Origin of the sequence: Ignisphaera cupida (assembly GCF_030186535.1) — an archaeon.
Taxonomy (GTDB): Archaea; Thermoproteota; Thermoprotei_A; order Sulfolobales; family Ignisphaeraceae; genus Ignisphaera; species Ignisphaera cupida.
The window spans coordinates 41093-58883 of the sequence record NZ_JASNVW010000004.1; the positions used below are offsets into that span (position 1 = coordinate 41093).

Here is a 17791-nt window from a genome sequence, read left to right on the forward strand (position 1 = left end):
TTAAATACTCCTATTCATGTAATGGCTTTAAATATATTATGCTTTATAGTATAGCATTATCCCTTTATCTCATACTATATAATGATATAGTTTCAAAAACCATTTCAATAGTACTAAGTTCTGTAGCAATTCTTGCTACATCATTATCTGATAGAAGCAACATTATTCAATTTGTTAATGCTTATCATCTTGTTGGGCTACGCAAGAAAAGCATTGCTTTTATTCTTTGGCTATTCTTTAATGTGAGAATAGTAATATTGTTAATAGTATATTGCATTTTTGCAATGAACATAATAATTTCATTAACATTTTTTATTACATCTAATGTTGCTGTAGCATTAATTATCTTTCAATCAGTATTTAAAGAGGTGAAATTATGAGGGAACCTGTTGTTATAGTAAGGAACTTGTGGAAATATTACAATTATATGGGTCAAAGAATAGCAATTCTTAAAGGAATTAATATGCTGCTCTATAGAGGTGACATAGCTGGGATTCATGGACCTAGTGGTGCAGGTAAAACAACATTACTAAAAATTTTGGCTGGTTTGGAAAGACCCGATAGTGGTGAGGTTGTGATAGAGGGCTATAACTTGACTATGCTGGGTGATGATGGTTTAGCTGAATTGAGAACAGGTGTTGTAAGCTTTATTCCACAAGACTATGGACTTATAGATGATTTTACAGTGTATGAAAATGTTGAATTGCCTTTATTAGTTGCAGGAGCTCCTGAGGAGGAGAGGAAAGTAATAATTAGTGATATTTTAAGGTACATGGGAATAGCAGACAAGATTAGAACAAAAGTTAAATTTTTAAGTGGTGGAGAAAAGCAAAGAGTTGCAATAGCAAGAGCATTAGTAATAACACCCTCACTTTTATTAGCAGATGAGCCAACAGCTAACCTAGATTGGGAAAATGCAAAAAAAGTGTTGGAGCTTTTTATTAGAATAAACAAAGATTTCCAAACAACAATTATTATAGTATCTCATGATGCAAGAGTTTTGGAATATACGAATAGAAGATTTGTTCTTCTCGATGGTATGTTAAAAGAGGTTTAGATGGCTCATTACTCTTTTTCCAATATTGCTAAATAGTTTTTCAATCTTTCAACAACATCATTTAACTTATTCTTATCACTCTTTAGCGAATTATGATAGGTTGTTACAATGGCGTCAAGCCAGTCTAACGCAGCTAAAGCCGCATCATAAGGGCACATCACATTTCCTTCAGCATCCTCTAGAATCTCTCTATCAACACAATCTTCATGCATTAAACTACCACATATACTGCACTTCACACTTTTTTCATCTTCCTTTATCTCCTTACCACATATGATACAATACCTATTACTGCCTCTTTCCAAGGGTATTCACACGGTCCGTGAATTCATCACTATTTCAGCTAACCCAGCGTAAGCACATCAGAAAAAGATTTATTTTTAGAGCTTAATAAATTATCATAGGTTTTTGTGGTGTAATGTAATGAAGGTGGCTATATTAGCTGGGGGTTTGGGAAAGAGATTAAGACCATTGACAGAGGATAGACCAAAGATTCTTGTTGAGATTTGTAAGAGACCTATTCTCGAGTGGCATATTTATTGGTTAAGTAAATTCGGATTCAAAGATTTTATATTGTTGATTGGTCATGCCAAGGAGAAAGTAATTGAGGTTATAGGTAGTGGGAAAAGGTATGGAATTAATGTTGCATATGTTGTTGAGGATGAGCCTTTGGGTACAGGTGGAGCAATAAAGAATGCTGAATCTGTTTTAAGAAATGAGGAATGGTTTCTTGTCATAAATGGTGATATAATTACAGATTTAAATCCAATGCTATTAGTTGATGAGGTAAAGGAAAACAATGTGGTCGCTGCCATAGCCTTAGTTCACATGAAAAGCCCATATGGAATTGTGAAGATAGTTAATAGCTATATTAAAGAATTTGTTGAGAAACCAGTATTGGAATACACAATCAATGCTGGTGTCTATATAATGAAGCCTCAGATTTTTGACTACCTGCCTGACAAAGGGGATATAGAAACAACAGCTTTTCCGGCTCTAGCCAGGGAAGGAAAGTTAAAAGGGTATGTATATAAAGATGTTTTATGGAAGTCTATAGATACAATAAAAGATCTTGAAGAATGTGAAACTCTTCTAAAGCAAAAATATCCTAGCTTTTGTAGAAATAATTAGTTTTAATAAACAGATTTTCTTTTCCATATACCAAGCTCGCTGAACACATAATTGAATGGAAACCCTATTAAAATTCCAATTAGTTGTGCAATAAAAGGATTCATTGCTAAGCCATATTTAATTGATATTGAAGATAGATACTGTATTAGAATAGCAGGTGCTGAGGAAACATGAAATAGTGCAAAACGTGTAAAAACATTTCCAAAACGCCTATCTCTAAATGTCCAAAGCTCGTGAAGTATAAAATTGAATATGACACTAGCTTCAATGGCAATTGCACTTCCAACTGCAAAGTATTTGCTTATAAGCAATGGAGTTAAGTATCCAATTAAGTTCAATATGCCTAGATTAACGCCAACCCCTGCTAACCCAACTAAAGCAAATTTAAATGGTCTCCAACCACTTAATTTCAACACATGAAATATGTATTGTATTATAGTTTTTGCTCCAAGCTTACTTTTACCATATCTTCGTGGTTTAAAGACATAAGGTACCTCAATTACCTTTTGTGGATTACAACGCTCAAGAATTTCAAGAAGAATTTTGAATCCATAGGGATTCAACTTGGTCAAGTTTTCAATAACGATTTTTCTTTTAACCATGAAGAATCCCGACATGGGATCAGCTATTTTTCTTGTTGATGGCAGAAACAGTTTCGCAATTAATGTAGCTGTTTTTGATATTATTAATCTTGTTCTTGACCAACCCTCAACATGCCCACCTTTCACATATCTTGAGCCTATAACAACATCAGCATCAGATCTACTAGCTTCAAAAACCATGTTTTTAATGTATTCAGGTGGGTGTTGCAGATCAGCATCAATTACAAGCACATAATCCTTAGCCGAAAACACCACACCATCTACAATTGCAGTTGAAAGTCCTTTAAACCCAATTCTTCTAACAACAAGTACATCATCATTTAAAAGCTCAACAGCTTTTCTCCATGTACCATCAGGACTATTATCATCAACAATAATTACCTCAAATTCCATATCCTTAGGAACATTTTTCCAAATTTCACTAAGTAATAGACTAATATTTTCAACTTCGTTATAAGTTGGAACAACAATAGATACATTTACAAATTGATTTGTCATATAATCACATCCAATCTATATGTAATTAAATACTGTTGCGTAAATATGCTTTGCACTGTTATTGCTTAGATTAGCTTTAAACTGAGGATTTGACATTTATTGTTAGTGAGAAACTTATTTTTGGTTTATGCAATAGATGATTTAGTGTATTAATTATGAACATCTTAATAGATATTTTAAAGAGATTGGAAACGAGATACAAACCAGATATCAATAACTTTATTGTTTTGCATTTACTGACTAATAACATTGTTATTAACCATTTTGAAATAATGCTAGGGATTATACTAAGTCAGAATACTAGTGATAAAAATGCTATAAAGGCATTGAATAATCTAAGAAGTGCTTTAGGGAAGATAGAGCCTGAAACTGTGTTAAAGACAAGCATGGATGTTATTGCAAATGCTGTTAGAGTTGCTGGAATTACTAATAGAAGAGTGAAAACAATTTATGAATTAGCTAAGTGGTTTATTAACAATAGAGATATCATTGAAAAACTGGCTTTGCTGGATATTGATGATGCTCGCAATATTTTAATGCAGATATATGGTGTGGGACCAAAAACAGCTGATGTATATTTGCTTATGGTTTTACACAAACCAAGTTTTCCTATAGATACTCATATCAGAAGAGTTCTAACTAGAATTGGCTTGGCATCACAAAATGAAAGTTATGAGAACGTGAGAAAAAGGGTTATGAAGATGATGAATAATGATGTTGACTCATTGAAGAAGCTACATATATTGTTAATAGAACATGGAAGAAATGTGTGCAAAGCTAAGAAGCCTCTATGTAGTGAATGTGTATTGAAAGACTTGTGTAGGTACTATAACTTGTTCAAGTATTGATTGAGTAGCTCAGCTACACCGGGTACATCACTCTTCAGAGCTCAGCTAAATCATCATTTTGCTCTGGATTTGTCTCTAATCTATGTTTATAAAAACAATTTTATATGTTGTTTCTAAAAAGTATTATGATGAAATACTATGAAATATGATTATAAGCCTATTGATGAAGCGTTAAAAACGTTGTTGGAATATAGCAGATTAGATATAGGTTATGTGGAAACAGATTTAATTGATGCAATTGGCATGGTTTTAGCTGAAGACATTTATGCACCCATAGATCTACCGCCATTTGATAGAAGTGCTGTCGATGGTTATGCTGTATGCAGCGATGCCACAACTTCTGCATCTCCTAGTAATCCAATACCATTAAAAGTGGTGGTTGGTGAAGCGCTTGCTTCTTGTGATGAGGCAATACCAGTGGCAACAGGTCAGAGAATACCTAAAGGTGCTGATGCTGTAGTTATGTTAGAGGATGTTATAAGGAAAGATAATGGTATCTATGTTATAAAATCTTTACCAAAATATGCAAATGTATCTAGAAAGGGAGAGGATGTTAAGGCAGGTGAAAAAATTGCATCAAAAGGAGAGATAATTAAGCCTATACATCTAGCACTCTTTTCAGCACTTGGAATAACAAAGCTAAGAATATTTAAGCATGTTCATGTAGGTGTTGCTGCAACAGGTTCTGAAATTGCTGAACCTGCCTATGGTGTTAGAGCATATGATGAGGGGTTAATACTAGACTCAACATCTATTCTTATACGCTCAACTCTTTCAAAGTATAGATTTATCAAAGTTAATTGGTATGGTTTTGTTAAAGATGATGAAAATGAAATAGCTAACATTGCTAAAATGGCTTTAGATGAAAACAATATTCTAATTCTTACCGGTGGTACCGGACCTAGTGAACAAGACAAAACATTTAGAGCCATTCTTAGCATTGATAGCAATGCAAAAGTTATTGCAAGAGGGTTGGCCATGAGACCAGGAAGACCAACATCAATAGTTGTTGTGAAAAGCAAACCTGTTTTCTTATTATCTGGTTTTCCAGTTGCAGCTTATATAGCATTAAATGTGGTCGTGCTAAACTTTCTATTTAGAGCTTTGAATATTAAGGAAGAGTTATTTATTGAAGTTCCAGCACAAATGACAAAAAGGATAAGCGGTTCTATAGGATATGATTCATTCATAAGAGTAAAGGTTTTTAAATGTGATGAGGATTTATGTACAGAGCCTATAATGATTCATGGTTCAGGGGTATTGAAATCGCTATTACATTCAAATGCCTTGTTGGTCATTCCAAAAAATGTTGAGGGTTTTGATAAAGGTGATAGGGTGTGGGTAAAGATGTTGTAAAGCAAAAAAGAAAGCTATTTCATACCCTTCTCTCAGTAGAGGAGGTGCTGTCAAAGCTTGAGCAACTGATAAAACCATTGGGTATAGAAACTGTTGATATATTAAATGCTTACAATAGAGTCATAGCTGAGGATATTTATGCACCTATGGACTATCCACCATTTGATAGATCAGAAGTAGATGGTTATGCAGTCTCCATAAAATCTGTTGAAGGTGTTGACGAGCTTCATTCAGTAGAGTTAAAGGTTATTGGAAAAGTTTCTATAGGTGAGAATCCTTCACTTGAGGTTAGCGAGGGAGTGGCTGTGGCTATAGATACAGGTGCGGTTATACCTAGAGGTGCTGATGGTGTTGTAATGGAGGAGTTTATTGACAAAATAAATGATAAGGTTGTTGTTTTCAGAGGTATTGCCCCAGGAGAGAATATATCGTATGCAGGAAGTGATATAGCTCGTGATGAAATTATTCTTTACAAAGGTTCTAGATTAACACATTTGGAAATAGGTGTTTTAGCTGCATTAGGAATAAAACATGTTAAGGTTTATAAAAAGCCTAGAGCAGTTGTTTTGTCTATAGGTAATGAATTGAAAATGCCAGGAGACAAACTGGATGTAGGAAGAATATATGATAGCAACGGTTATGCAATAACAACTTATCTTAAATCACTTGGTATTGAAGCTGATTACTATGGTATTCTACCTGATGATGAGAACATTGTTTATAATGCAATAAGTACTCTATTATCAAAATATGATATTGTTATCACATCTGGAGGAACATCAGCTGGCGAAGAAGATGTGACATATAGAGTTTTTGAAAAAATAGGTAACATCATTGTTCATGGAATTAGAGTAAAACCAGGAAAGCCTACAGTTATTGCAGTAACTGAAAACGGGAAGATTTTGTTTGGTTTACCAGGATTTCCATTTTCAGCACTATCTATTGCAATAACAATACTAAAATTTGTTATAGACAAGCTTGAAGGTCATGAATATACAAAAAGTAGCACAATTAAAGCATTAACAACATTCAAGATTAGAAAAGACATTGGAAGAAAGTGGTATATTCCAGTAGTTTTAAGCAATGTTGCTGGAAGAAAATATGCAATTATGTTGGCTTCTTCTTCTGGTAGTGTATCATCACTGTTAAAAGCAGATGGAATAGCTATATTGGAAGAAAACAGGGATTATATTGATGAGGGTGAGGAGATAGAGGTTATACCAGTGAGAGAAAGAGAAAGAGAAGCTGTAATAGCAGGTAGTCATGACATGTTACTAACAGCTCTCTTATCTAAACACAATTTAATAGAGAGATTCGCTCTTAGCTTTATTGGATCCTACAAAGGATTAGATTTGGTTAGAAGAGGTTATGTTGATATTGCCCCAGTACATTTATTTGATCCAGTTTCTGGCGAATACAATGTACCGTTTATAAAAAATGATGAGATTTTAAAGAAAATGGCTATTCTAGTTAGAGGTTATAGAAGAAGACTAGTGTTGGCATTTAGAAAAGGAAATCCAAAGAATATTAAAGGATTTGCTGATATAGTTAGAGAAGATATAAGGTTTGTTAACAGAAATAAAGGTTCGGGAACAAGAGCTTTAATTGATAAAATGATAATGAATTTGTCCAGGCAAATGGGAATAGAGTTTAGTGCTTTAGTCAAGAGAATTAATGGATATTGGTACGAAATTTCTACTCATACTGGTGTTGCAGCTGCTATTGCTCAAGGCAGAGCTGATGTTGGTGTTTGTAGTGAGTATGCCGCGATTAGCTACGGCCTAGATTATTTGCCATTAACTTGGGAATTCTATGATTTTCTTATCAATGTTAACAGCTTGGAGAAAGATGCTGTGAAAAAGTTTATTGATTTATTACTAAAAACAGAAAGTAGGGAGCTTATAAATAGTTTTAAAGGCTATGAAGCACCTAATGACATGGGTTCAAAGCTTTGCTGCTAATCTTCTAACCTCTTTTCTCGATATTTCATCAGCTAGTCTTATTGGTTCTGGCAAGGCATAAGCTTTTTTCCATGTTTTTAAAACAAGTTCCATTGCTTCTTCAGCTGTAACTTTATGGCCTATGGTAACATATATTTTGTGATTGTTATTTGTAATTACATAGCCAACAACATTACCATTTACAACTATCGCTTTTTTATCACCATATGCAATTATTTCACCATACAGCAAATTCTTTGCAACACCAATTGATGGCATGTTGAAAACAACGCCTATATGTGAAGCAATGCCAAATTTTCTTGGGTGTGCAAGACCATGGCCATTGACAAACAAAACATCTAATCTAGTTTTACTTAGTATTTTGTTCAAAGCTTTTATAATTAAAGGAGCTTCTCTAAATGCTAAAAAGCCAGGAATATATGGAATGGACACCTTATCGCAGTAAATTGTATAAGTAACAACGTTATCTTGTTGAATGTTATATGCAACAGCAGAGGCACATCCAAAATCTTTTTTATAACTAACATCAACTCCTCCAACAATTTTCAAATTACTTATGTTTAAGGGAGCTATAACAACATACTTGCTTAAAGTTATTTGTGCTCTTTTTGCATTTTCTATCAAAAAATTCATTAGAATATCAACACTACAACAACACACTTTTTTCGTTAATTCCATCTTTGCTTATAGTTATTATATCGATGCCATCACCTGAAACAGCATCTCTTGATATAGCAGCCTTTATAGCTCTTATAGCAAGGTCAGCAGCATTTTCTAAACTTAAGTCTTTTCTATATTCAGCTTCAATAATTCCAATAGCTATTGGAGCTCCAGTACCAACAGCTGCATAATCATCTTCAATTACAGAGCCTACAGGATCCAAAACATAGAGGTGGTAGCCTTCTTCATCATATCCTCCGAATATAATTTCCGATATGAATGGCATTAACTTGTAGCTATATAGAATTGCTGATAAAAGTTTTGCAGCTGCTCTTACACTAACCTTTAAAGATGTGACAAGCTCTCTATACATTATTTCAGCATTTAATATTCTGTGCAATGTCTGCATATCTCCAACAAGTCCAGCAGCAGCCATAGCCATTCTATTCCCTATTTTAAACACCTTTCTACCAGCTCTACTAACTATATATCCTCCATAGCTAATTCTTCTCTCAGCCCCGAGCACTACACCACTATCAACTCTTATACCAACAGCAGTAGCTCCCGTAACTAGCCTTTCATATGACATAAGTTTTATCACCTTAACAAAAATAGGTTATAACTCCAATAAAAACGTTGATGCTACTTTTGCATAAGCTCACTAGGATCATAGCCATAGAGTATTTTAAAAAGCTTTTTCCCTTCTTCAGTCATCATCGAAGGATTCCAGACACGCTCTAAATCTAATTCAACATGTATTTCCATATCTGGAAAAGCATTTCTTAAAGCATCTTCAGCTTGCTTAACTACAAGATGAGCAATGGGACAGAATGGTGATGTCAAACCAAGGACAACAACTATTTTATTTTTGTCTATGTCTATTGAATACACAAGCCCAAGATCATATACATTAATTGGTATTTCGGGATCATAGACATTTCTTAAAACTTCAACAACTTTTCTTTTTATTTCATTCGTTTCATTCTCTGTTGATGTCATTCTTGTCCAACCTCTTACTTTCACAGCATAATCTATTGGATCTATAATTAATATTTTTGACTACTATAACTACACCAACTGTTTTCTTTTAATTATTTCAACAGCTTTTTTAGCAGCCTCGTATGGATCACTACTTCTTGTTATTGCTGAACCCATTACAATTATTTTTGCACCACTTTGTAAAAACAACTCTATATCAGAATGCTTTATACCTCCAGCTACAGAAACTATAACATCGCTTTGCGATATTTCCTCAACCTCACGTAACAACTGCTTAGCTGACACCCCTCTTTTTCTCTGAACATCAACTCCTATATGTAAATTAACTATGTTTACTCCACAGCTTGCTAATCTAAGTGCTCGATCCACAGGGTTTTGAACATAGATCAGGTCAACAACTAAATCGATTCCAAGATTTCTACACATTTCAACAGCATCTTTAATTACATCATCATCAACAATACCAAGAATTGTAACTGCATGAGCCCCTTCACTAGCATAAGGATTGAACTCAAGTGCTATTGCATCAGCTGTCTTTAAATCAGCTAAAACAATTTTCTCTTTAACAATCTTCTTTATCTCTCTTAAAGCGTGAAGCCCAAAGGACTTTATTAGCGGGGTTCCAATCTCTATAACATCAACATCGGCATTAAAAACCTTTGAAGCTATATTTACAGCCATGTTTATATCTGTAAAATCAAGAGCCACTTGTAGAAGAGGTCTTTTCATTGCTTGTTGTAATAATAAACCCATTTACTTTATCACCATCTAAATTTAGATAATATTTTATCCAATAACACCTTCCCCTCTTTAGTTTTTGGATAACTAACTGTGGATATTGACTGTGGAAATGGAGTTTCTTTAACATAATCCACAAATTTCTTAGGCCAGTTATCAATATCAAAACCTTTTTGAGCTAACAAAGCTATAAGCCATCTTTCAGTGCCAAAACCTGAGCAACCAGTCCAAAGAGTTTCACCCTTGTTGTGCTTCACCTTAAATGGCTCTGTAAACTTTGTTCCATGAATCGATATGTTTCCTATTTCTAGCCAGTTCTTATTATCCTCCCTAGGCCCTCTATATGGAAGCCATGCCTCAAAATCAATGGTTCCTGGCACATTTATGTTTATTTCCCTCTCCTCTTCTTCTACAGTTCCACTCTGCTCATAAAACCATGGTGTTACCCATGCCATTCTCCACTCCAAATCAAGTACCTGATCCATGAATTTTTCGTATCCTTCTAAAAGCTTATTTCTAACATCTATCACTTGTTCTGGTTTACCTAGCCACACCACCTCAATTCTATGAAACTCTATAACTCTTTCAATTCCATGTATACCACCAGCCTCCCATCTGTATGAAGGACCACTCATATCATACCACTTCACCGGAAGAATAGAATCATCAACTATTTCATTCTCAAAAAACCAATAGAAAGGCTCGCACTGAGCAAAGCATAGAAAATAGGTTGGAGGCTTTAAATACTTTTGAAGCTCCTCTGGCTCTATTTCATCCATTACATACATGTAATCTATAAGCTCCTCATATTCTGAAATATCATAGCTTTTGGGTAATGAGGCAAACATCATAGAATTTATAACACCTTTTAAATGACCTGTTTTAAGCCCTACTTCAAGTGGATAGATCTTTGGAAATATTGCTTCTTGGAAACCCAAAGGCTTAACAACTTCATCTAGAAACAATTTTTTAAGAGCATTAATTAAGTGTGTTAATGGTGGTGTGAAAAGCCACTGTCCAATGCTCATTCTCTTTATCCATCCAATGTCTTCCAAGATCTTATTAGGGTCTTCACTAATGGGCTTCTCTATTTTAATTCTACTACTTTTTATAAGAGTCCAATGCTCCGCTTTTCCACCCCACTTAGCCCTTTTCTCTTTTTCTTCTATTAATCTGATTAATCGTAAAAATACAGGTTTTCTTAAATCATCTTCATGAAGCTCTGAAAGCTCTATCAAGTTCTTGCCATCTTCTACAGTGATGTTTTTCACAAAGGGTAATTTTAACGATATGCTTATTTTGCTTTCCATAATTACCTTAACATCCTTTAACACAAGATTACGTATACCAATCTTATATTTAGGTCCCAAATTACTGGCAAGCACATTTTTTATACGTAGAGAAGCTTCATCTGGTCTAACCTTGCTTCCTGTCTCTATTTTTATTATCAAAACATTGGAATTTATCTTATATTCCTTTATCGATGCAGCCTCTTCGGCTTTTCTAGTTCCTCTCTTAAGATAATCTCTATTGAGAAACTCAATTAGCTTCACAATATCGTTAACCATTTCATTATTTAATGGCTTATTAAATGTTATTTCTAGTGTGCCAGTAAAAATCATGTATTATCACAGTGTTTATAATTTTAAAATGAAAAGAGTGTAATAAGAATTTAAGCTATGATGAATAATGGTAAAGTTATGTATTGTTGTGGGTGGATACAGTATATGATGTTGGATGAATACGATATTTCTAGATATGATAGACAGATAAGAGTGTTTGGTGTGGAAAATCAGGAGAAGTTGAGAAATTCAACTGTACTAGTTGTGGGGGCTGGTGGGCTAGGGTCAGCTGTACTAACATATTTAACCTACATGGGAATTGGAAAGTTAATGGTTGTTGATGAAGGAATTGTTGAGTTATCAAATCTCAATAGACAAATACTCTACAATGATTCAGATATTGGAAAACTCAAGGCTGATGTTGTATGTAGAAAGCTGAAAGAGGCTAATCCAAGAATATATGTAGAGTGTTTTGCTAGAAAATTTGATAGGGTGCTAGGGGAGGAACTGGTTAAGAAAGCAGATGTTGTTATAGATGCATTAGATAACTGGGATGATAGACTGCTTCTAAATGAGCTTTGTGTTAAATACAAAAAGCCTTTGATACATGCAGGTGTGGAGGGATGGTACGGGCAGATAACAACAGTATTGCCAGGTAAAACACCATGTCTTTATTGTATAAAACCATCTCGTCGTCGTGCCAAATCCACTATACCTGTTGTGGGAGTTACACCAGGTGTTTTAGGAGTTCTAGAAGCAGCCGAAGCTATAAAAGTTATTTTAAATCTTGGTCAACCTCTATATGGCAGGTTGCTGCTTATTGATTTGTATACAATGGAGTTTAGAAGCATAGAAATTAAACGTAATCCATTATGTCCTGTATGCAGTATACTCTCGGCAGAGTCGTAACTTTGCATAAATAATAAATTGATTTTTGTCAAATTTAAATATCTACAGTTGTAGACCTCGTCACTTATGGTAGGGATGAGTGCTTTATAAACTTTTCTTGTTTTGTTATTCAGCAGATGACAGATGTAAACCTGGATAGATACTGAGAGTCAATGAACTCCCAGAGGGAGCTCTTATTCTTTATGGCTTGGAGGAGGTAAATTCTCTGAAGAAATTACCTCAATTAGATTGAGCTCAGTAAGATAGTGGATTAACTTTCTCAGTGTATCAGTATTTACATTTATGCAATATTCATTCCAAATACCTCTTCTTATCTCTTCCAAGCTCAGAGCATTATTCATTAGCAGTAGTGGTATGTATCTAGTTAGTAAGAAGGAGTTGAATTCTTTTTCTACTATATTTAATAATTCTTTTAACCTATGTTGAGGCATTCTTCTCACAATATATCTTAGGCTTAAAACACCCTTTGGGCCTTTATACCTATACTTTTCAGCATATATAGTTGTGCTTGCCTCATATTCCATATCACATAACTTAAGTGTTTTGTATCCATGTCTGAAACTCCTGTATTCATTAACTAATAGCTGTGGATTGATGTGTAAAGCATTTTCGGTTAACACAATGTATGAGAAGACTCCTATGGAAACACCAACTAGCTTAGCCATTTCAGGATCGAATTTGTGAATATCATCCAGATTTGTATGGTAAAATATATCTGGCCACTGATTTAGCATTACTGATGGAATTGAGAACTGAAGGTATATATCATGATCGCTACCACCCTCATATGGCAAAATATCAAATCTATATTTAGTAATGTTTGCGACCCCATTAAAGGATGGGTTATTAGTAGAAAGTGCATTAATCAATATTTTTATTAGAAGTGCTTCATATAATGGATTTGATATGAAACTTGGTGGAAGTACCAGATTTAAAGTTGATTTTGTTATATCCTGTTTTTCACCAATCATGTCCAAATTTATGCCAAAAACAATATTTGTAGCCTTATCAATTACTTTATTCATAAGATATGGTAAAGAGCCATAGTATTCAGGAAACCACACAAATACAAGCTTTTTCTTCGAAGAAGGCTTTAGAAATCCTTTAGAAACGAGTCTATCAATTGTTAAGACAAGTTCCAGAAGTGTAGCTGAGCCGCTTACATTATCATTAATTTCATAGCTTGGATGACAATAATGAGCAAATAAGTGAACTTCATCATTGCTATCTCTATCATCAAGCGACGCCTCAACTGTAACAATGTTTGCATTCAGTGAATAATTGGCTTTAACATCTATTCTAACAACAACTTTATCTCCTCTTTCAATAAATCTCAGAATTCTATTAGCAACTTTCCTTGGTATTGAAACAGCTGGTGCAGCATATTCATCAGCTTCACTGGGTGTGAGAAATAGCGATAAATAGGGAATAGCATTATCATCAACATTTGTTTTATAGAACATAAATCCTATTGCACCAGTTTTTACAAGAGTTTTATAAACTATGTATGGATTACCATGACTCAAAACAATCTTATTTCTTAGTTCATCACTTTTCAAAGATTCTATTTCAACACCACTACCCACATATATAACCTCTCCTTCGACAGAACCTGGAGGGGAATGAGCAACAGCACAGTTTTTTGAATGTATAGATGATGCTATGGTCATGTGAATAGGCTTTAGAATTTCTACTTCACAGCTTTCTAAATTCCAGCCAACAACAGGGTCGTGTAAACCATATGAATCCTTGTAGCTAAATTCATAGGTTTTTACATTAAAAGATTGTGTATGCTTTAAGATATTGTAAATGTATTTAGCACTGTTTTCAAGATCTTTAGAGCCTTGTATTCTATGAAACTTTGCCAATGTCACTACATATTCAATTAACTCATTCGCGGAGAAATTTTCATAGAATTGCGAAAATATGTTGCTTATTTTCATTAGTGCAACCCCTGCTTCACAGTTTAACTAAGGTTATTTAATTATGTGGAGATACATAAATAAAAATTCATTAAATGCCTATTGCAGCTGTTTTGAGTTTCATAAAAGTTTATAAGTGTTGATGCAAATCTTTTTTGATGAACCCTGGATGCGGGTATATCATGAAGACCCAAGAGGGGTGCTAAAACAAGCCAGGATGCGGGGGTTTCCCCACAGCTATGATCCAGAGGCTTCAATGAAGGAGGAGCTGTGGGCTGGGGTCACCCAAAGCGGGTGAAGCCCAATGATATGGATCCCGATGAAGAGGGATCCTGAGGGCGATGAAGCTAAGGGTGGAGGGCTTAACACCAAACAATACAAAGCCCTATGAAACCCGAACCCCTATTGCTATACAACTAATTCAGGTAGTTAAGTGAATAGCGATGGAGATAGCAATTATTGGTGCAGGAATTGCTGGCTTACTTTCTGCTTATAATCTATTGAGAAAAGGTGTAAATGTCACCATATTTGAAAAAAGAAGGTATTTTCCAAGAAAACATTGTACAGGTGTTGTTTCAAAAAATACATTGAATAATATGCCATATGCCAATAGGTTTGTGACAGGTAAATACAATACAGTTGCTTTATATCTTGACTTAGGCAACAAACTGCTTCAAATTAGGATATACTTTAATGAGTTTGCTGCTTATAAAATTGAAAGAGTGTATCATGAGCTATTGTTACTTGAACGCTTAAAGGAGTTAGGTGCTTCAATACAATCACTTCACAACGTCTTAGAGATTAACGAGTGTTGTGAAAAAGTTAAGCTAAGTGTTTTTCAACATAACTCTAACAAAGTTTTGAAGCTCTTTTTTTGATAGAGCTGTAGTTGCTGAAGGCTATCCAAGCAATCTCTCGTTGAAAATTGGGTGTAAATCTACTTCATTACCTTTAAATGCATTGCAAAGAGAATTTATTATAAAGGGATCTTACGACAAAAACTCCTTATATGTATATATAAATCCAAAGTATTTTGGCTTTGGTTTTGCATGGCTTGTTCCATATGGTGATGAGAATGCTGTTATAGGTTATGCTAGTGAAAAGATTACTCCCAAATACTTGTTTTCTCATGTAATAAATAAGTTTAGTAGAATTATGGACATAAAAATAGAACGTACTTTGAGTAATTTTTATGGAGGTAATGTGCTAATTGGGTATCCAATTAAATTTACTAGTAGTAAAAGGAAATGTATATGTATTGGCGATGCTGTAGCTATGGTGAAAAGCATTAGTGGTGGCGGTCTCTATGCAATAACTCATTTTGCAAATTCTTTATACAATATTATGATTGAATATGGTAAAACCAATGAAAAATCTCTGCATAAATTATCTAATGAGCTTATGAAACAATATTACTTAAAAAGGATTATATGGCAAGCAATTTCCAGCTCTGTGCTTAAGAAAATCCTAAGTTGTGTAACATTGGAAAAGAACATCATAGAAATTAGGGCTAGAGACATAGAACAATTTGACAAACATGAAAAAATTCTGTTATCAAAACCCAAATTTGCTAAAGTCTAGATTACCTTACTCAACTAATAAAGCATATTCAGAATGTTTCAATGCTGTCTATTCCTCAAACAATTTGTAATCTTATCAATTGTTTCCATAACTATGGGGCTTAACTCCATTTTAACACCTAAGTCATATGCAACAATACCAAAAATTTTGATATCACTCAAGGAAATAATGTTTTGAAGAATCTTCATAGAAAGTGATAATGGAATAGAATGTGTTGTTGCAAAAACAATATCTTCATTAATATCCTCAAAATTTAGATGAACTATGGAGCCTGGCTCAATACTTTCAGAAATTACAGCATCGCAAATTGCAATTTTATCGAATTTTTCTCTTGATATTTCAGATATACAATTTTCCAAACCAAATTCACAGTTGATAACATTTTCATAAATGTTGTAATCTCTTAACTTATTGCAGAACTCTAGACAAGCTCCATCATCACCTCTTAGCAATGTTCCTATGCAAACAATTAGGTATTTGGATAGCATTAGGTTTTGTATAAAGTTGCAAGCGTCTTCAATATTAAGCTTCTTTACCATTTTTACTTAACCTCGATACTATTTTTTGCAACATTTTTCTAAGTATAGGCTCGGCAATACCTCCAATTTTTTCTAATTGAGATCCAAAGAAGTTTTCTACATTATCTATATACGGTATACATCCAAGGCATTCTAGTTCGAGTTCTGTTGATGTTTTACATATCTTTTCAAAATCATGTTCATTCCTACACATATTTCCTAATATCCCTATTAGCGGAAGTTTTTCAAGAAGTAATGTCTTAGCATATTTTTCAACAGATCTAAGCGACATGATATGAGGTGTTGAAATAATTGTTATCAAGGTTTTAGATAAGTTAAAAAGACGGAAAAATTCAAGATGAGAATCTGAGAATCCTGGTGGCATATCAATAATAAGCACATTGCCACTCCACCTAGTTACTGAAAGAATCTCTTTAATAACATTTTCAACATCCCTACCTCTAAGTGGTGTTGAATAATCTTGAGTGAAATATGCTAGTGTCATAAGCTCTATCTTTTCATTAACTTTCAAAGGTTTGATGCCCTTGTCTTCTTCAATTCTAACATTTTTTAAATCTAATCCAAATACTATATGAAGTGTTGGATTAGCTAAATCCATGTCTAGAATGGAAACATTTACATCATATTTATTTGATAGCAAAAAAGCTGTTACTGCAGCTAGAAATGTTTTTCCAACACCTCCCTTGGGGCTCATCAAGGCTACAAAAACCTTGAAATCTTCCATTCTTTTCTTTATTGAAGCTATTCTAGGATCAATAATGCTCATTTTATTTACAACCATGATGCTTACATTTTTATGGCTGGGATGAAGGTTTATAAGTTTTTGATTTTTGATTTCTCAATAACTTATCATGTATAAAATTTCTGGTACTGTCATTGAATTAAGGATTAATTTTAAGTTTATTGTTCTAAATATTTTAAAAGCCTGGAAATGTCTACTTCAGTTGTTTAATAGATGAAAATAGATCTAGGTGTATGCTGAAAATTAATGATCAATTTAAAACATTTTTGAGTTAGAGAAGAATTAAAGTCTTAGATACACCCCTCTACCCTGAATGATTTCAAAATCGTGAGAACCACACTTAGGACATTGTATATAACTATGTGCAACCTCAGGTATGAAATGTATTGATTCCTTTGCAAAACTGTCAATATTAACCTCATCTAAGCTCCATACATAGTTGCATCTATTACATTTGAACATTGCTTTTTCTTCAACAATTTTAAGATTCTTTATTACAACATTGTTTTCTTTTTCAGCAAGAGTCTTCAATTCATTGAGTGCAAATTCAAATATGTCTTTATCTATTTCTTGTAGTTCTCCAATTACAATTTCTACAGTTTCAACAATATTTTTATTCTCGCTTTTAGCTTTTTCCAAAACTGTTAATATAACAGATTCTGCTAAAGCCCATTCATGCATAGCAC

The 17791-nt window shown here is 33.8% G+C and carries 20 protein-coding genes; 9 read left to right on the top strand and 11 right to left on the bottom strand.

The genetic code is table 11. The features are described from left to right. The first annotated feature begins 38 nt into the window (after positions 1–38). Complete coding sequence (locus tag QPL79_RS06860; RefSeq protein WP_285274067.1) at positions 39–380, top strand: hypothetical protein; 342 nt, start codon at positions 39–41, stop codon at positions 378–380. Beyond that, on the top strand, positions 377–1057 hold the full coding sequence (locus QPL79_RS06865; protein WP_285274068.1) for an ABC transporter ATP-binding protein: 681 nt from the start codon (positions 377–379) through the stop codon (positions 1055–1057). The genes QPL79_RS06860 and QPL79_RS06865 overlap by 4 nt, the downstream gene beginning before the upstream one ends. A gap of 8 nt (positions 1058–1065) precedes the next feature. Here the strand turns inward: QPL79_RS06865 and QPL79_RS06870 are convergent, their stop codons facing one another. Next, positions 1066–1362, bottom strand: coding sequence for a C1 domain-containing protein (locus tag QPL79_RS06870; RefSeq protein WP_285274069.1), 297 nt, complete (start codon positions 1360–1362; stop codon positions 1066–1068). Positions 1363–1480: 118 nt separating this feature from the next. On the opposite strand from QPL79_RS06870, the gene QPL79_RS06875 reads away from it, so the two are divergent. Next, positions 1481–2188 (top strand): nucleotidyltransferase family protein, encoded by a 708-nt coding sequence (locus tag QPL79_RS06875; RefSeq protein ID WP_285274070.1) that lies wholly within the window; start codon positions 1481–1483, stop codon positions 2186–2188. 2 nt (positions 2189–2190) lie between these two features. On the opposite strand, the gene QPL79_RS06880 is transcribed toward QPL79_RS06875, so the two are convergent. Continuing rightward, positions 2191–3288, bottom strand: a complete 1098-nt coding sequence (locus QPL79_RS06880; RefSeq protein WP_285274071.1) for a glycosyltransferase — start codon at positions 3286–3288, stop codon at positions 2191–2193. Positions 3289–3443: 155 nt separating this feature from the next. On the opposite strand from QPL79_RS06880, the gene QPL79_RS06885 reads away from it, so the two are divergent. From QPL79_RS06885 to QPL79_RS06895, 3 genes are all read left to right on the top strand, one after another. Beyond that, a complete protein-coding gene (locus QPL79_RS06885; protein WP_285274072.1) occupies positions 3444–4136 on the top strand; it encodes an endonuclease III domain-containing protein in 693 nt (230 codons plus the stop codon). A gap of 138 nt (positions 4137–4274) precedes the next feature. Next, positions 4275–5492 (top strand): molybdopterin molybdotransferase MoeA, encoded by a 1218-nt coding sequence (locus QPL79_RS06890; protein ID WP_285274073.1) that lies wholly within the window; start codon positions 4275–4277, stop codon positions 5490–5492. Continuing rightward, complete coding sequence (locus QPL79_RS06895; RefSeq protein ID WP_285274074.1) at positions 5474–7453, top strand: molybdopterin biosynthesis protein; 1980 nt, start codon at positions 5474–5476, stop codon at positions 7451–7453. The genes QPL79_RS06890 and QPL79_RS06895 overlap by 19 nt, the downstream gene beginning before the upstream one ends. Here QPL79_RS06895 and QPL79_RS06900 read toward each other — a convergent pair. From QPL79_RS06900 to QPL79_RS06920, 5 genes are all read right to left on the bottom strand, one after another. Next, the gene (locus QPL79_RS06900) at positions 7436–8086 is read right to left on the bottom strand and encodes an endonuclease V (protein WP_285274075.1); all 651 of its coding nucleotides are present in this window, start codon (positions 8084–8086) and stop codon (positions 7436–7438) included. The two genes, QPL79_RS06895 and QPL79_RS06900, sit on opposite strands and share 18 nt — an antisense overlap. A 13-nt stretch (positions 8087–8099) precedes the next feature. After that, positions 8100–8702: an archaeal proteasome endopeptidase complex subunit beta gene (gene psmB / locus QPL79_RS06905; protein ID WP_285274076.1), complete on the bottom strand. Its 603-nt coding sequence runs from the start codon at positions 8700–8702 to the stop codon at positions 8100–8102. A gap of 53 nt (positions 8703–8755) precedes the next feature. Beyond that, positions 8756–9112: a metal-sulfur cluster assembly factor gene (locus tag QPL79_RS06910; RefSeq protein WP_285274077.1), complete on the bottom strand. Its 357-nt coding sequence runs from the start codon at positions 9110–9112 to the stop codon at positions 8756–8758. Positions 9113–9181: 69 nt separating this feature from the next. Then, entirely contained in the window at positions 9182–9865 is a 684-nt protein-coding gene (locus tag QPL79_RS06915) for an orotidine 5'-phosphate decarboxylase / HUMPS family protein (RefSeq protein WP_285274078.1), read from the bottom strand. 8 nt (positions 9866–9873) lie between these two features. Then, complete coding sequence (locus QPL79_RS06920) at positions 9874–11472, bottom strand: serine--tRNA ligase (protein ID WP_285274079.1); 1599 nt, start codon at positions 11470–11472, stop codon at positions 9874–9876. A 105-nt stretch (positions 11473–11577) separates the two neighbouring features. Between QPL79_RS06920 and QPL79_RS06925 the strand changes: the two genes are divergently transcribed. Next, the gene (locus tag QPL79_RS06925) at positions 11578–12321 is read left to right on the top strand and encodes a HesA/MoeB/ThiF family protein (RefSeq protein WP_285274080.1); all 744 of its coding nucleotides are present in this window, start codon (positions 11578–11580) and stop codon (positions 12319–12321) included. A gap of 173 nt (positions 12322–12494) precedes the next feature. Here QPL79_RS06925 and QPL79_RS06930 read toward each other — a convergent pair whose 3' ends face one another. Continuing rightward, positions 12495–14264 (bottom strand): DUF4910 domain-containing protein, encoded by a 1770-nt coding sequence (locus QPL79_RS06930; protein ID WP_285274081.1) that lies wholly within the window; start codon positions 14262–14264, stop codon positions 12495–12497. A 422-nt stretch (positions 14265–14686) separates the two neighbouring features. Between QPL79_RS06930 and QPL79_RS06935 the strand changes: the two genes are divergently transcribed. Together QPL79_RS06935 and QPL79_RS06940 are read left to right on the top strand one after the other, a co-directional pair. Further along, positions 14687–15121, top strand: coding sequence for an FAD-dependent oxidoreductase (locus tag QPL79_RS06935; RefSeq protein WP_285274082.1), 435 nt, complete (start codon positions 14687–14689; stop codon positions 15119–15121). A 40-nt stretch (positions 15122–15161) separates the two neighbouring features. After that, entirely contained in the window at positions 15162–15824 is a 663-nt protein-coding gene (locus tag QPL79_RS06940; RefSeq protein ID WP_285274083.1) for a geranylgeranyl reductase family protein, read from the top strand. Positions 15825–15862: 38 nt separating this feature from the next. Here QPL79_RS06940 and QPL79_RS06945 read toward each other — a convergent pair whose 3' ends face one another. From QPL79_RS06945 to hypA, 3 genes are all read right to left on the bottom strand, one after another. Continuing rightward, positions 15863–16363, bottom strand: coding sequence for a hydrogenase maturation protease (locus QPL79_RS06945; RefSeq protein ID WP_285274084.1), 501 nt, complete (start codon positions 16361–16363; stop codon positions 15863–15865). After that, positions 16347–17129, bottom strand: coding sequence for a P-loop NTPase (locus QPL79_RS06950; protein ID WP_285274085.1), 783 nt, complete (start codon positions 17127–17129; stop codon positions 16347–16349). The genes QPL79_RS06945 and QPL79_RS06950 overlap by 17 nt, the downstream gene beginning before the upstream one ends. A gap of 258 nt (positions 17130–17387) precedes the next feature. Continuing rightward, positions 17388–17786, bottom strand: a complete 399-nt coding sequence (hypA, locus tag QPL79_RS06955) for a hydrogenase nickel incorporation protein HypA (protein WP_285274086.1) — start codon at positions 17784–17786, stop codon at positions 17388–17390. Positions 17787–17791: the final 5 nt, after the last annotated feature.